This window comes from Specibacter sp. NPDC057265, from assembly GCF_042668835.1.
Lineage (GTDB): Bacteria > Actinomycetota > Actinomycetes > Actinomycetales > Micrococcaceae > Specibacter.
Window position 1 is genome coordinate 24,570 of sequence record NZ_JBHUYE010000004.1, and the last position, 12,929, is coordinate 37,498.

15 protein-coding genes are annotated in these 12,929 nt (G+C 63.9%); 8 read left to right on the forward strand and 7 right to left on the reverse strand.

The annotated features are described in order from the left end of the window. Window positions 1–102 precede the first annotated feature (102 nt). Window positions 103–834, forward strand: a complete 732-nt coding sequence (locus ACFUCV_RS04360) for a DUF3592 domain-containing protein (RefSeq protein ID WP_380812425.1) — start codon at window positions 103–105, stop codon at window positions 832–834. Window positions 835–1,142: 308 nt separating this feature from the next. On the opposite strand, the gene ACFUCV_RS04365 is transcribed toward ACFUCV_RS04360, so the two are convergent. Further along, entirely contained in the window at window positions 1,143–1,529 is a 387-nt protein-coding gene (locus ACFUCV_RS04365; RefSeq protein WP_380812427.1) for a PLD nuclease N-terminal domain-containing protein, read from the reverse strand. Window positions 1,530–1,612: 83 nt separating this feature from the next. Here ACFUCV_RS04365 and ACFUCV_RS04370 point away from each other — a divergent pair, with 83 nt between their 5' ends. Together ACFUCV_RS04370 and ACFUCV_RS04375 are read left to right on the forward strand one after the other, a co-directional pair. After that, window positions 1,613–1,933 (forward strand): DUF4229 domain-containing protein, encoded by a 321-nt coding sequence (locus ACFUCV_RS04370; RefSeq protein ID WP_380812429.1) that lies wholly within the window; start codon window positions 1,613–1,615, stop codon window positions 1,931–1,933. Window positions 1,934–1,998: 65 nt separating this feature from the next. Continuing rightward, a complete protein-coding gene (locus ACFUCV_RS04375; RefSeq protein WP_380812431.1) occupies window positions 1,999–2,637 on the forward strand; it encodes a TIGR03085 family metal-binding protein in 639 nt (212 codons plus the stop codon). 51 nt (window positions 2,638–2,688) lie between these two features. Here ACFUCV_RS04375 and ACFUCV_RS04380 read toward each other — a convergent pair whose 3' ends face one another. The 4 genes from ACFUCV_RS04380 to ACFUCV_RS04395 all read right to left on the reverse strand — a co-directional run bounded on the left by ACFUCV_RS04380 (window position 2,689) and on the right by ACFUCV_RS04395 (window position 6,271). Next, a complete protein-coding gene (locus tag ACFUCV_RS04380; RefSeq protein ID WP_380812433.1) occupies window positions 2,689–3,573 on the reverse strand; it encodes a 1,4-dihydroxy-2-naphthoate polyprenyltransferase in 885 nt (294 codons plus the stop codon). An 86-nt stretch (window positions 3,574–3,659) separates the two neighbouring features. After that, window positions 3,660–4,802: an AMP-binding protein gene (locus ACFUCV_RS04385; RefSeq protein ID WP_380812435.1), complete on the reverse strand. Its 1,143-nt coding sequence runs from the start codon at window positions 4,800–4,802 to the stop codon at window positions 3,660–3,662. A 23-nt stretch (window positions 4,803–4,825) separates the two neighbouring features. After that, window positions 4,826–5,779, reverse strand: a complete 954-nt coding sequence (locus tag ACFUCV_RS04390) for a 1,4-dihydroxy-2-naphthoyl-CoA synthase (protein WP_380812438.1) — start codon at window positions 5,777–5,779, stop codon at window positions 4,826–4,828. 30 nt (window positions 5,780–5,809) lie between these two features. Then, a complete protein-coding gene (locus tag ACFUCV_RS04395) occupies window positions 5,810–6,271 on the reverse strand; it encodes a VOC family protein (RefSeq protein WP_380812440.1) in 462 nt (153 codons plus the stop codon). Window positions 6,272–6,644: 373 nt separating this feature from the next. Here ACFUCV_RS04395 and ACFUCV_RS04400 point away from each other — a divergent pair, with 373 nt between their 5' ends. The 4 genes from ACFUCV_RS04400 (at window position 6,645) to ACFUCV_RS04415 (ending at window position 11,117) form a co-directional block, all read left to right on the forward strand. After that, window positions 6,645–7,268 carry a GNAT family N-acetyltransferase gene (locus ACFUCV_RS04400; RefSeq protein ID WP_380812442.1) on the forward strand — a complete coding sequence of 208 codons (624 nt, stop codon included), beginning with the start codon at window positions 6,645–6,647 and terminating at the stop codon, window positions 7,266–7,268. Then, window positions 7,265–7,954 carry a tyrosine-protein phosphatase gene (locus ACFUCV_RS04405; RefSeq protein ID WP_380812444.1) on the forward strand — a complete coding sequence of 230 codons (690 nt, stop codon included), beginning with the start codon at window positions 7,265–7,267 and terminating at the stop codon, window positions 7,952–7,954. The genes ACFUCV_RS04400 and ACFUCV_RS04405 overlap by 4 nt, the downstream gene beginning before the upstream one ends. A 140-nt stretch (window positions 7,955–8,094) precedes the next feature. Then, on the forward strand, window positions 8,095–10,428 hold the full coding sequence (gene secA2, locus ACFUCV_RS04410; RefSeq protein WP_380812446.1) for an accessory Sec system translocase SecA2: 2,334 nt from the start codon (window positions 8,095–8,097) through the stop codon (window positions 10,426–10,428). Next, window positions 10,401–11,117: a dihydrofolate reductase family protein gene (locus ACFUCV_RS04415; RefSeq protein ID WP_380812448.1), complete on the forward strand. Its 717-nt coding sequence runs from the start codon at window positions 10,401–10,403 to the stop codon at window positions 11,115–11,117. The genes secA2 and ACFUCV_RS04415 overlap by 28 nt, the downstream gene beginning before the upstream one ends. Here ACFUCV_RS04415 and ACFUCV_RS04420 read toward each other — a convergent pair. Next, window positions 11,073–11,828 (reverse strand): M50 family metallopeptidase, encoded by a 756-nt coding sequence (locus ACFUCV_RS04420; protein WP_380812450.1) that lies wholly within the window; start codon window positions 11,826–11,828, stop codon window positions 11,073–11,075. The genes ACFUCV_RS04415 and ACFUCV_RS04420 overlap by 45 nt on opposite strands. Before the next feature lie 62 nt (window positions 11,829–11,890). Here ACFUCV_RS04420 and ACFUCV_RS04425 point away from each other — a divergent pair, with 62 nt between their 5' ends. Beyond that, on the forward strand, window positions 11,891–12,217 hold the full coding sequence (locus ACFUCV_RS04425; protein ID WP_380812452.1) for a hypothetical protein: 327 nt from the start codon (window positions 11,891–11,893) through the stop codon (window positions 12,215–12,217). On the opposite strand, the gene ACFUCV_RS04430 is transcribed toward ACFUCV_RS04425, so the two are convergent. Beyond that, window positions 12,142–12,873 carry a hypothetical protein gene (locus ACFUCV_RS04430; protein WP_380812454.1) on the reverse strand — a complete coding sequence of 244 codons (732 nt, stop codon included), beginning with the start codon at window positions 12,871–12,873 and terminating at the stop codon, window positions 12,142–12,144. The two genes, ACFUCV_RS04425 and ACFUCV_RS04430, sit on opposite strands and share 76 nt — an antisense overlap. Window positions 12,874–12,929: the final 56 nt, after the last annotated feature.

Consider the following 12,929-nt stretch of genomic DNA (forward strand, 5'->3'; position numbering starts at 1 on the left):
GCAGTCCTTTTCCGGGATCCGGTAGTGTCATAACGGCCCACTTTCAATGGGTCCGGATTGGCTGACTGTGGAGGGGACCTTGCCGTAATGCGCACACAACGTATGAGAACCACCTTGCGGGACCAGGCCCGGGAGCAGTCCGCGGCCACGCCATTCCTTCCCCCGGAGGGCTGGACCCGCTCGCCGCGAAAATCAACGAGCCGCTTCGCCTTTGAAATGAGCAGGACCACCAACTGGTACCGCAATGACGGGCAAGGGACCGGTTATTTCGCGCCGGGTTGGAACAGCGAACGGATTGCCAAACGCGCTGGAATTTTACGGTGGGTGGGCCTTGGCCTGGCTGTGCTGGTGCTGGTTTTCCCGGCGGTTTTTCTGCCGGCCCAGTATGCGGAGCAGTTCCGGTACAACCACCTCAAGTCGCAGGGGGTGGTGACCAGCGCCGTGGTCCAATCCGTGGAAGTTGAGAAATTCGTGGAACATCGGCGCAAAACCGCCGCAAAATATGTCACTGAGACCACCGCAGTCGTGGCCTACCCGGTCAACGGCCAAATGGCGGAGGCACAAATCAAGGACCGGGACCAGGAACAAAGCAACTTGACATCATCAGCTCAGCACCCGCCCCCCGCTTGGAAAAGCGGGGACACGGTCCAAGGCTATGCCGACCCAAAAAACCCTGGCGACTTTGCTGTCATTGACAGGATCAAGGAAGCCGATTCAGACTCTCTGCCCCGCGGGGCCATTCTCACCCTGTGTTTTACGGCGCTGTTCCTTGCCCTTCCCGTGGTTTTGATCATTGCCGGAAGCCGGAACGTCAAAAGGGCGCGGCAACTCTAGCCTCCCCGTGCCGGCCGCCGCGGAGACCGCTACTGGGTCTTTCAGGTCTTCGGGGTGCCGGGGATCCGCACCTTGTTTATCCAGTGGCCCGCTGGGGAGGGACGATCCTTGCGCCAACGGATATCAAGGCATGAATTTGCCAGGGGAAGGCTGCCGTCCCTGCAAACAGGGAGCCTTCCGATTTTTAAGCCGGACAGGAGGCCATGTAAAAAAAGACCCCCGGTGGCAGGGGCCTGAGTTTCCACACGGGCCTGGCCTGCGGGGGGAGGTCGTTTTCAGCTGCCTGTCCGCAAGGAAGGGTTGCGCAGCTATTTCTTGGTTTCGTCATTGGGATGTTCTTCGCGAAGTTTGGCCTCCCGCGCGTCGAGGTCTGCCTGTAATTTCCGCAGCCGTTCAGCTTCCAGGCGCTGGGCCCGCCCGGTCTGCAAATTGCGCAGGAAATCGGGGTCGTCATCCGGGGCAAGGGAGCGCCGTGACGCTGGCGGGGCACCGCCGGCCTGCCGTCGGGGAGCGTCGTATTTGGGGCGGCCAAAGAGGAACCACAGGGCCACGCCCAGGACATTAAGCAGCACAATCACGGCCACCCAAGCGGGCTTTGGAATGCTCCGCACATCTTTGGCTTCACTGCGGAGGCAGTCAATGAGTCCGTACACAAACAGGACAACTGCAATGGTCACAGGAATGATGTAGCGCATACTCCATTCTAGCCATGTTCAACAAATTCCGACGGGCGTGGACAAGGAGGGTATGCCCAGCTTCAGCGGCTAAACTGGCGGACGTGGCCTTCTTTAAATATTCCCTCATTCGCGGCGTGCTCTTTCTGGCGTTCTTTCTGGCAGCTTACCTGTGGCTGCAGCTTTCCCCCCTTGCCGCGGCTCTTTTGGCAGCCCTGTGCGCCTTCGCGGTCAGCGCCATATTTTTCCGCAAGCAGCGTGCCGGCGCCACGGCTGATGTTGCCAAGACCTTTGCCCCGAATGCAGCCACCACGCACTCTGCGAAGGCCGCGGCGGACGCCGACGCCGAAGACGCCCTCATTGATGAGAATCCTGACATTTGGGTGGATGCGCAGAAGAACCGCCGGCCGGGGAGTTCGGACTAGCCACAGCTGCCGGCACCGGCGGCCCGCCATTCAATACCTCAAGCAGCACGTTGAAAGGACCCGCCATGCGGTTCAGTGAAAGTGAACGAGCGGCCCTGGTGGCCTCCCTGCGGGGCCTGGACCCGGATGCCCCCACGCTGTGCGAAGGCTGGAACGTGCGCCGCCTGGTGGCCCACCTGGTGCAACGGGAGCACGCCTTTGTGCAACAACTCAGAGACAGCATCCGCAAGGAAGAGCCAGGCCATGAGACCAGCCTGAACAAGCTGGTGGCAACTGCCGCCACCGCCCCCGGCTATCAGCGGCTGGTGGACAGGTTTGCCGCCGGCACCGGGGCGTTGAACCCCATGAGCTGGCTGGGCGACGCGGGGCAGCTGGTGGAGTACGTGGTGCATCACGAGGATGCCTTGCGTGGAGCCGGCGGAGCCTCGACGCAGGAGCGGCCCGAGGGCGCCTTGAACAAGCTTTTTGCGCAATTGCGCTTCATGGGCAGGCTGGTTTTCAGAGGCAGCCCCGTGGGGGTAAGCCTCTCCCGTCCCGGTGATGCGGCAGCGGCGCAGGTCAAGGGCGGGAATGGCGTGACGCTGGTGGGGGATCCTGTGGAACTGGCCCTGTACATCAATGGCCGCCGGGATGCCGCGCAGGTCCAAGTGGACGGGGCGCCGGAGCATTTGGCGGCCTTCCAGCAGTGGCTTGGCAAGGCCTGAACTGGACCCATCACCACCCTTGCGTTCCAGGGGTTGGCCGGCGGCCGGACTTTAGCGGGTCAGGACCGTCAGGACCATGGCGGCGGCAAAGAGCACGCTGAAGCCCAAATTCAGCAGCCCCGTTTGCTGCAGGACGGGGATCAGGCTCTTGCGTTTCTTGCCCTTGAGCATGAGCCAGCTGGGCATCAGCATGAACGGGATGAGCAGCGCCACCAGCAAAATCCACGGCTTGTCCGGGGCAATGATCAGCATCAAAAGCACCGACAATGCCAGCATGGCCACGTAGCTCAGACGTGCGTTCCTGTCTCCCAGCCGCACCGCAAGCGTCCGCTTGCCCACCTCGCTGTCCGTGGGAATGTCCCGGACATTGTTGGCCATCAGAAGCGCTACGGCAATCAGGCCCGTGGACATGGAACCCAAAACCGCGGCCGTGCTCACCTGACCGGCCTGGGTGAAGGTGGTGCCCAACGTTGCCACCGGGCCAAAGAAAACAAAGACAAACACATCCCCCAGCCCCATGTAGCCGTAGGGATTCTTCCCTCCGGTGTAACCCCAGGCTGCCAGCACGGCGCCCGCCCCCACCAGCAGCAGCCACCAGGCCTGGGACAGCAGCACCAGCGCCAAACCTGCAAGCATGGCCAGTCCCAGCGCTGCGAAGGCTGCCAGTTTTACGTCACGGGGACGGGCGGCGCCGCTTCCCACCAGGCGCAGGGGCCCCACACGCACCTCATCGGTGCCCCGGATCCCATCGGAATAGTCATTGGCGTAGTTGACGCCAATTTGCAGCAGCAGCGCCACCACGGCGGCAAGGACTGCCCGGTCCCAGTGCAAGGCATCCAGTTCGTAGGCCGCGGCCGTACCGATGATGACCGGCGCTATTGCCATGGGCAGGGTTCTTAACCGAGCCCCGGATATCCATTGCCCCACAGTGGCCACGGTGTTACTCCTTAGAGATGCAAATGAAAACTTTGGCTGCAGACGCCGCAATGGGTCCGCAGGACTAATTCTGCCCCGGCAGCCGCCTAGGCAGTTGTTGCGGCAGCCGTCAACGCCGCCAGAATCGCCGCCCTGTCGGGCTTTCCATTGGCCAGCAGCGGCAACTCAGAGACAAACACCACAGTCTTGGGCAACAGCTGCGGTTCCATCCGGGCTCCTGCATGGGCCAGCAGTTCTTGTTCCGTACCGGTGCCCACCACCATGGCCGCCACCTGCTGGCCCCACTCGGCCGACGGCACCGGAGCCACAAAAACCTCCCGCACGCCCGGCACACGCTCCAAACCCTGCACCACGGTGTTGGCGGAAACCTTCAACCCGCCAGTGATGATGACATCGTCAATCCTGCCCAATACGCGCAGCCGTCCCGCACCGTCCATCTCGCCCAAGTCGCCGCTGGCATACCAACGCACCGCTTCGTCGTCGTGCTCCTCCGTGACGAAGGCAGTCCGGGTCAGTTCAGGATCATTCAGGTAGCCGGCAGCCACCACGGGCCCGCCCAGCCAGATTCGGCCCTCGCGGATGGCCAGGTGCACGCCGTCGAGCGGGACGCCGTCGTACACGCAGCCGCCGCACGTTTCACTCATGCCGTAGGTGGTGACCACGTTCAGGCCGGCGCCACGGGCGGCTTCCAGCAGCACGGGGTTGACGGGCCCGCCGCCGAGCAGGATCGCATTGAAGCGGCGCAGCACCGTGAGGGTTTCGGCGGTGGGATTGTTCAGCAGGCGGGTGAGCTGGGTGGGGACCAGCGAGGTGAAGCGGGTGTTGTCGGTGAGCTCGCGGGCAGCCGCGGTGAACGCTTCGGGGGTGAAGCCGCCGCTGAGGTCCATGGCCCAGGGGCGGGTGCCGGCGAAGAGGCTGCGCACCAGAACCTGCAGGCCGGCCACGTAATTGGGCGGCAGCGCCAACAGCCACTGGCCCTCCCCGCGCAGCGCCATGGCCGTACCCACGCTCGACGCCGCCAACGACTCCACACTGAGCATGGTCCGCTTGGGGGTGCCGGTGCTTCCGGACGTGCGCACGACGGCGGCAATGTCCGTTTCGCCGCCGTCGGGCAGTCCCAGATCGGCCTGCGGGATAAGGTCAAAGCCGCCATCGGAGGCAATTTGGACGGCCGGGCCCTCGCCTGCGAGTGCTTCGGAGAGTGCTTTGAGCAGTGGTTCAATGTTCATGGGCGCCTGAGGTTGGGGGTTGGTTAGAAGTAGTACGGGAAGGAGGACCAGTCGGGGTCGCGTTTTTCCAGGAACGCTTCCTTGCCTTCCACCGCCTCATCGGTCATGTAGGCCAAACGGGTGGCTTCACCGGCGAACACCTGTTGGCCGGCCAAACCGTCGTCGGCCAAGTTAAAGGCGAACTTGAGCATGCGGATGGCCTGTGGGGATTGGCGGGCAATGTCTGCCGCGTACTCCAGTGCCGTGTTCTCAAGCTCCGCATGCGCCACGGCCGCATTCACTGCGCCCATGCGGACCATGTCCTCGGCGGAATATTCGCGGGCCAGGAAGAAAATTTCCCGCGCTGACTTCTGGCCAATCTGGCGGGCCAGCAGGGCTGAGCCGTAGCCGGCGTCGAAACTGCCCACGGTGGCGTCAGTCTGCTTGAACTTGCCGTGTTCGCGGGAGGCAATGGTGAGGTCCGAGACCACGTGAAGGGAGTGCCCGCCGCCGGCTGCCCAACCATTGACCACTGCAATGACCACCTTGGGCATGGTGCGCATGAGGCGCTGGACTTCCAAAATGTGCAGGCGTCCGGCGCGGGCGGGGTCAATGGTTTCCTTGGTCTCGCCTTCGGCATACTTGTAGCCGTCACGGCCGCGGATGCGCTGATCGCCGCCGGAACAGAAGGAATGGCCGCCGTCCTTGGGGGAGGGGCCGTTGCCGGTGAGCAGCACCGTGGCGACATCCGGGGTCATGCGGGCGTGGTCCATGGCGCGGTACAGCTCATCCACGGTGCCCGGGCGGAAGGCATTGCGCACCTCGGGGCGGTTGAAGGCAATGCGGACGGTGGGCAGATCCCGCACGATCTTGTTGTGGGAATCCCGTTCCACCTGGCGGTGGTACGTCATGTCGGTGAAGTCAAAGCCCTCCACCACGCGCCAACGGCTGGGATCGAAGATGTCTGATACCTGGGGGGGAAGATTCGTAGCGCTCACGCTTGTGATTCTAGCGGGCACGTCCCGCAATTAGCTGATGCAGAACTCATTGCCCTCGGGATCGGCCATGGTGAACCATGCATGCGGGCCCTGAAAGTCTTCCCACAAGAACACTGCGCCGCGGGATTCCAGCTGGGCCCGCACCACCTGCTTGTCTTCACCGCCCAAGCGCACATCCCAATGAATGCGGTTTTTGCCGGTTTTGCGTTGCTCACTGCGTTGGAACAGGATCCGTGGCTGGGCGGCGTTTAGTGTTGGTGCCTTCCCAGACGTGTGCGCTTTGGGGTCCGGTGCGATGGCGGCTCCGTTGGCCCACACCAGGACGCCGCGGTGCAGCAGGGTTTGCTCTTCGGTGGCGTGCCCCTGCAGCACCATGGAACGAATGAAGTCCTCATCCGATGGTTCCACCTGCCATCCCATGGTCTCGGCCCACCAATCGGCGAGCCGGTGCGGATCGTGGCAGTCAACAACTATTTGCAGGGAATAGGCCATGGCAAAATTCTGCCCATCTTGCTCCGGAACGTCCAGCATGGTTTGCATGCGTTGGACTGGTGGCCGGTTGGGCGCATGGGGGTGCCAGGCGCAGGACTCCTGCTGGGTTGGGCGCATGCGCTCCAGCATGTGCGCGCATGCGCTGAATTGCCAGATGGGTTAGGCGCATGCGGTGGCAAGCTGGGTTGGACCGCCTGTGCATGGTTTGCATGCGTTGGACTGGTGGCCGGTTGGGCGCATGGGGGTGCCAGGCGCAGGACTCCTGCTGGGTTTGGCGCATGCGGTCCAGCATGTGCGCGCATGCGCTGGCAAGATGGGCTGTGCATGAAGGCCTGCTTTTAGCTGCTGCAGGGCCCTCCGCTAGTGTCAATGCATGACAGCAATTGAACCGGTGACCCTGCACGGGAAATATGTCACGTTGGAGCCGCTAAGCCTGGACCACCACGACGCCCTGGTGGACGCAGTCCGTGACGGCGGGTTGTGGAACCTTTGGTACACCTCCGTTCCCCGCCCCGAGGAGATGCGTGCTGAAATTGAGCGCCGCCTGGATCTGCAGCACAGCGGCTCCATGATCCCCTTCACCACCCGGCTCAACGATCCCGCAATCGGGTTGCCCGGCAGGGTGGTCGGCATGACCAGTTACTGCAACATCAATGCCGAACTGCCGCGCCTGGAGATTGGCTACACCTGGAATGCAGCCAGCGTGCACGGCAGCGGCAGCAACCCGGACAGCAAAATGCTGTTGCTCCAACATGCCTTTGAGGTCCTGGGCTGCGTGGCGGTGGCCTTCACCACGCATTGGATGAACATGCAGTCCCGTGAAGCCATTGCCAGACTCGGTGCCAAACAAGATGGCGTCCTGCGCGCCTATAGCCGCCAACGCGACGGTTCCCTGCGGGACACGGTGGTGTTTTCCATTCTTGCCAGCGAGTGGCCCCAAGTGCGCAGTGGCTTGGAGTTCCGCTTGGATAAAAAGCGCCAGGCCCAACAGCCATGAAAAATCCGCAGTGGGAGGGGGCTGTCAACGCCCGCAGGCTGGCCGGGGACATTTACCGCATGGGCCGCAGCGAGTGGCTCACGGAGCGTGGCTGGGATCAGCTGTACGGCGATGGTGTGCGCACGGTGATTGATCTGCGCAATGCCATGGAACGCAGCCGCAGAGCCAGTGATCCGGTGGTGGCCGGGGAAGCAGTGGCACGTTTCGCCGTGGTCCATGCCCCCACGGAAGACCCGGAGGATCCGCGGTATCCGGACCTGTTCGCCCCCTACATGAACCATCCGCGGCTTTATGCCGACATGGTGGCCCTGTTCCCGCAGCGGATTGCCGGCGTGTTCAAGGAATTGGCGGCGGCAAAGGGTGCCGTTGTCATCCACTGTTCGGCGGGAAGGGACCGGACAGGACTGATTGCCACCTTGCTGCTGGCATTGTTGGGCGAGGCTGATCAAATTGCCGCGCAGGATGAGTTGGGCACGCGGGGCATCAACGACTGGCACCGGATCTCACCTGTGAAACATCCCTACGAGCGGCACCTGGATCCGGGCGAATTGGCGGCCGAAGTCGCCGGACGGGGGGCGGCGGTCGTGGAGTTTGCAGATGGCATGGATGTGCGGGCGTTCCTGCTGGCCAACGGTGTGGGCCCGGAGGAGATCGACGCCGTCATTGCCCGGTGCCGCCGCTTCTAAGCAACGCCGGGCCAGGGCGCTGACCTATGCTTGCGGTATTGAAGCTGACACCATGGTCCAGTACGGGTGCAAAAACCTCTTTAATCCCCCAAAGTGTGAAGGGCAGGCCCTTGCTAGGCACCAAGTTTAGAAACTGGCTCATGAACACCCCTGGCATGGTGGACACATCGGGCTTGGAACGCCTGGCAGACCGGGCCGTGGCGCGGGCCAAGGCGCCGGCTGGTGACGCTGCCGGAGCGGAACTGCCCCGCAGCACACCGGCAACTCCGGCGGCGCAGGGCAAAGCGGCGTGGAGCGACAGCGAACTGGAAGACTATTTGGCGGCGGCAGCGGTCCTGATGCGCGAAAGCGTGGGCCTGGATCCCTTTGCCGCCCAATTGCTGGCTGCCGCCACCATGCTGCGGGGCACCGTGGTGGAAATGGCCACCGGCGAGGGCAAGACCGTGGTGGGTGCCTTGGTTGCCGGCGCCTACGCAGTGCAGGGGCAGCGCTGCCATGTGCTGACAGTCAACGACTACCTGGCCCGGCGTGACGCGGCGTGGATGAATCCGTTTTTTCAGGCACTGGGTGTGGACGCCGCCGCCGTCACCTCGCAGCTGGCGCCGCAGGAACGCCGCGACGCCTACCAGGCGCCCATCGTCTATGTGGCAGTCAATGAGCTGGGCTTTGACGTGCTGCGCGACAGGACATGCACCGAACCCGAAGACACAGTCCTGCAGCCCTTCCAAAGGTGCATTGTGGATGAGATCGATTCCGTGCTGGTGGATGAGGCCACGGTCCCGTTGGTGTTGGCAGGGCGGGCCCGCACTGAATTGGAATCCGTGGACGTGGCGGCGTTTGTAAAAACGTTGGCTGCCGGAATCGACTTCACCGTGGAAGCTGACAAACGCAATGTCTCCCTCAGTGATGCCGGCCTGGCCCGTGTTGAAGCCCACTGGCCGGAGGTGGAGCTGTACTCGGCGGCCGGGACGCCCCTGTTTTCCTCCATTAATGTGGCCCTGCACGCGGAAGTTCTGCTCCGGCGCGATGTGGACTACATTGTGCGCGAGGGCCAGGCGCAGATCATTTCCGATTCCCGTGGCAGGGTGGCGGCGCTGCAGCGCTGGCCCGACGGCCTGCAGGCCGCGGTGGAGAGGAAGGAGGGGCTGCACACCACTGAACAGGGCGAGATCCTGGATCAGCTGTTGATCCGCGACCTCATTAAGAGCTTTGCTTCGGTGACGGGAATGAGCGGCACGGCAGTGGCCGTCGCCGAATATTTGCGCACCCACCATGAGCTCAATGTGGGGACGGTGAAGCCACGGAAGCCCTGCATCCGGCAGGACCGCGCGGAACTGATCCATGCCACGGCCGCCCAACGTGATGCCGCCGTCGTCGACGCCGTGGAAGCTGCCCACGGCACCGGCCAGCCAGTGCTCCTGGGCACGCAGAGCGTGGCCGCGTCGGAGCGGCTGGCCCGCCTGCTGCAGGAGCGGAACGTGGACTGCCAGGTCCTCAATGCCCGCAATGACGGTGCGGAAGCGAAGGTGATAGCCGGCGCCGGCCGGCGCGGGGCCGTCACCGTCTCCACGCAAATGGCCGGCCGCGGCACGGACATCAAGTTGGGCGGCGCGGAGGAGCTTGCAGGCACGGCTGCCGCGGATGCACACGCCGAGGTCGCCGCGCTGGGTGGTCTGCTGATCATCATTGTGGGCCGCTTCCATTCCCCGCGCCTGGATGCGCAGTTGCGGGGCCGCGCCGGGCGGCAGGGTGATCCCGGCGCCAGCATCATCTACTCCAGCATGGAGGATCCGGCCGCCAACGGGCAGGCGGGCCTTGGTGTGGAGCTCTCCGCGGCCGTGGACACTGACGACGCCGGACTTGTCACCGCGCCGGGGGTATCCGGCCTGCTGGACCGCGCCCAACGGCTCGCGGAGCAGGAACGTTTCACCACCCAGCAAAACTCATGGAAATACAACGAACTCATTGCCTACCAGCGCAAGGTGGTGCTGGCTGACCGTGACAGGATCCTGCACAGCCGCACCGCCGCCATGAAAATGCTGGACGCCGCCGACCCGGACGCGGAGCTGTTCAGTGAACTGCCCGGGGCCCTGCTGAGCGAACTGGGCCCGGAGGAACTGGCCCGGGTGTGCCGGGCCGTGCTGCTCTTTGAGCTCGATGCCCAGTGGAGTGATCATTTGGCGCTGCTTTCCGAACAACGCGCGGCCATCCACCTGCGGGCCCTGGGGCGGCAGAACCCGCTGGATGAATACCGCCGGGAAACCATCAGAACATTTGAGGGCTTTTTTGACGACGCCTGCGCCGCGGCACTGGAAACCCTTGCCACCCTGGAGGTGGTGGACGGGCGGGTTGACCTTGAGGCTGCCGGCATCCGCCGCGGCTCCGCCACGTGGACCTATGTGGTGGATGAAAACCCGTTCGGGAACCAGGGCGATCAAATGGTGAAGTGGCTGTTGAAAAAGCTCGGCAAATAGCTGGCCTGAAGGACCGGCACGGCGAATACTGGAGCAAACGCAGCCGGCACATACACCTGGAGGCACCAGCCGTGGGAAAACTCATTTACTCAGCAATCACATCCTTGGATGGTTACATTGCAGATGGCGCCGGCAACTTCGACTGGGGTGAACCGGATGCCCAAGTCCATGGCTACCTCAATGACTTGGAGCGCAGCGCCAGCGTCCACCTCTATGGCCGGAAACTCTATGAGGTCCTGGCGGTGTGGGAGGACTTTTATGAAAGGACCGATCTGCCGCAGGTGTACCGGGACTATGCAAGCTTGTGGCACCGGGCGCGGAAGATTGTTTTCTCCCGCACCTTGACGGAGGCGGTCACGGCGCGCACCACTGTGGAAAGCAGTTTTGATCCGGCAGCCATCCGCCGGCTCAAAGCGGAAACGGCCGGCGATCTGGTCATTGGGGGTGCCGAGCTGGCGGGCCAGGCCCTGCTGGCCGGGTTGGTGGATGAGCTGAACCTGGTGATCTCCCCCATCCTGGTGGGAGGCGGCAAACGTGCACTGCCCAGGAATTTCACCGCCACGCTGGAACTGGGCGGGCAACGGCGCTTTGCCAACGGCGTCGTCCATTTGGCGTACACCGTCACAGGCGCCGCCGCCTTGGGATCAGGCCATCAAACCCCAAATGAGCCAGCCGGAGAGGACCGCTGAGCCGGCTATCACGGCAGCAAAGCCGCCCAACCACAACCACGACGGCGCCCCCGTGGCCTGGGCAAGGATGTAGGCATCGGAGCTGGCCAGGTGCTGGCGGCGGCCGGTGTGGACCTTCGCGACCTTGAAGAAATCGCGGATCGCGCCGACGCCCAGGGCAATGCCCAGGGCCAGCACCACGTGGCTGACGGTGTCCAAAGTGGCAAACACCACCAGGCATTGGGCAATGGCTGCGCTGACCAGGGCCACGAGGATGCCGGTGAAGTTGCGCAGGAAAATCAACGCCAGCAAAAGTATCAAGGCACCCAGCGATGCCGCCGCTCCGGCCCACCCCGCCGAGACGGCCCAGACCAAGGCCAATCCCACCACGGCGGGCGCCGGGTAGCCCCAAAAACCCGCCCACGTGGCGCTGAAGCCGTGCCGCCCGCTGCTGACCAGCTGCCCGGAGTGGTTCAAGCCAATCTTGAGCCCATGCACAAAACGGCCCGTCATGAGCGCGGCAAAGGCATGTCCCAGCTCGTGGACAAACGTGACATAAAGCCCAAACCAGCGCCATGTGGCGCGGGGGATGCTCAATACGACGGCCACCGCCACAATGGCCAACAACAGCAGCGCCGGCATGCCAACTGATTCCGTCCGGGTGAAGCCGGCAAGCACCGCCGCCCACCAGGTGGCGGCGGCGGCTGTCAGTGCTTCGGCGGTTTTATCCATATCTAGCAGCGTAGGCGATGAAGCCGCATGCAAAGGAAGCTGCGCCGGTTAGGGTGGAGCCTGTGACTGAACCTGCAAGCACCCCCGGCCGCTTTGAATTGACCCTGCACAAGCCCCCGCTGGGTTGGTATCCCAAGCCCACAGTGGTGGTCGACGGCGTGGCGCAGCCGGCCCAGTGGGGAAGGCGCAGCTGGAAGGTGCCTGGCATGGAGACTGTCCAGGTCAACATTTTCCTGTTCAACCGCGCCTGGAAGTTTGGCGCAGTGGACTTCGATGTGGAACCGGGTGAACCGGGTGCGGCATGTGCCTACAGTTACCGGGCCCCGTGGTTTCCTTGGGGCAGGGGCCGGTTGGCTGTGGAAAGTGCACCCCAGCGCTTCCAGCCGTAGAGGGCCAGCACGATCGCGGCCATGGAGAGCAGCATGGCGGCCGAGCCTGCGGCGGTGAGGACGGCTGAGTAAATATCCAGCAGGCACGGCAGCACCAGCAGCAGCCAGGCCCAGCGGCAGCGGTGGGCCAGCCCCACCAGGCCAGCCGGCAGCAGGCCGGCCAAAACACCAAACAGCACAGTGTTCAGCAGTGCGGCCGGGGGGAGCTGTGTGAACCGGCCAAGCGAGGCGAAAACGGACAGCAGCGGCAGCAGCGCCGCAAGGCCGAAGACCACCGCCGTTGAAAGCGGAGCCACCACATCGAAGGGGCTGAAGGGGCGCAGGGCAATGGCCCGCGTCAGCGGCGCCTCGCGGGGGAACTTTCGGAACAAAAGCAGACCATACAGGCCAATGCCCGCTCCTAAAAGGAGCGGCACGGCCGCCCCCGCAACAAAAAGCGCCAGGCCCAGCACCGACACGGCCCAGCCGGTGGAATACGTCAGCAGTGCAGAAATGGCCTGCAGGCCATAGACAGCCGGAACCAGCCACCACCCCACTTCGCTGCGCCGGCCCAACAGCAGCAGTGCCACGCACAACACGAGGGTTCCGGCGAGGGAGAGGGACACGGCTGCTGCATCGGCGAAGCCGTTGATGCTGCCAAAAAGGAGTTCAAGCATGCCTTTACTGTAGGCGGAGCAAGGGTGATTCATTTCTCCATTTGCCCCCGCGGCCT

Bases quoted from the DNA above. Each gene is read 5' to 3' on its own strand.
- ACFUCV_RS04365 (WP_380812427.1), bottom strand. From the start codon at position 1,529: ATGCGCTACATCATTCCTGTGACCATTGCAGTTGTCCTGTTTGTGTAC.
- ACFUCV_RS04385 (WP_380812435.1), bottom strand. From the start codon at position 4,802: ATGAACATTGAACCACTGCTCAAAGCACTCTCCGAAGCACTCGCAGGC.
- ACFUCV_RS04395 (WP_380812440.1), bottom strand. From the start codon at position 6,271: ATGGCCTATTCCCTGCAAATAGTTGTTGACTGCCACGATCCGCACCGG.
- ACFUCV_RS04375 (WP_380812431.1), top strand. From the start codon at position 1,999: ATGCGGTTCAGTGAAAGTGAACGAGCGGCCCTGGTGGCCTCCCTGCGG.
- secA2 (WP_380812446.1), top strand. From the start codon at position 8,095: ATGAACACCCCTGGCATGGTGGACACATCGGGCTTGGAACGCCTGGCA.
- ACFUCV_RS04400 (WP_380812442.1), top strand. From the start codon at position 6,645: ATGACAGCAATTGAACCGGTGACCCTGCACGGGAAATATGTCACGTTG.
- ACFUCV_RS04405 (WP_380812444.1), top strand. From the start codon at position 7,265: ATGAAAAATCCGCAGTGGGAGGGGGCTGTCAACGCCCGCAGGCTGGCC.
- ACFUCV_RS04360 (WP_380812425.1), top strand. From the start codon at position 103: ATGAGAACCACCTTGCGGGACCAGGCCCGGGAGCAGTCCGCGGCCACG.
- ACFUCV_RS04420 (WP_380812450.1), bottom strand. From the start codon at position 11,828: ATGGATAAAACCGCCGAAGCACTGACAGCCGCCGCCGCCACCTGGTGG.
- ACFUCV_RS04430 (WP_380812454.1), bottom strand. From the start codon at position 12,873: ATGCTTGAACTCCTTTTTGGCAGCATCAACGGCTTCGCCGATGCAGCA.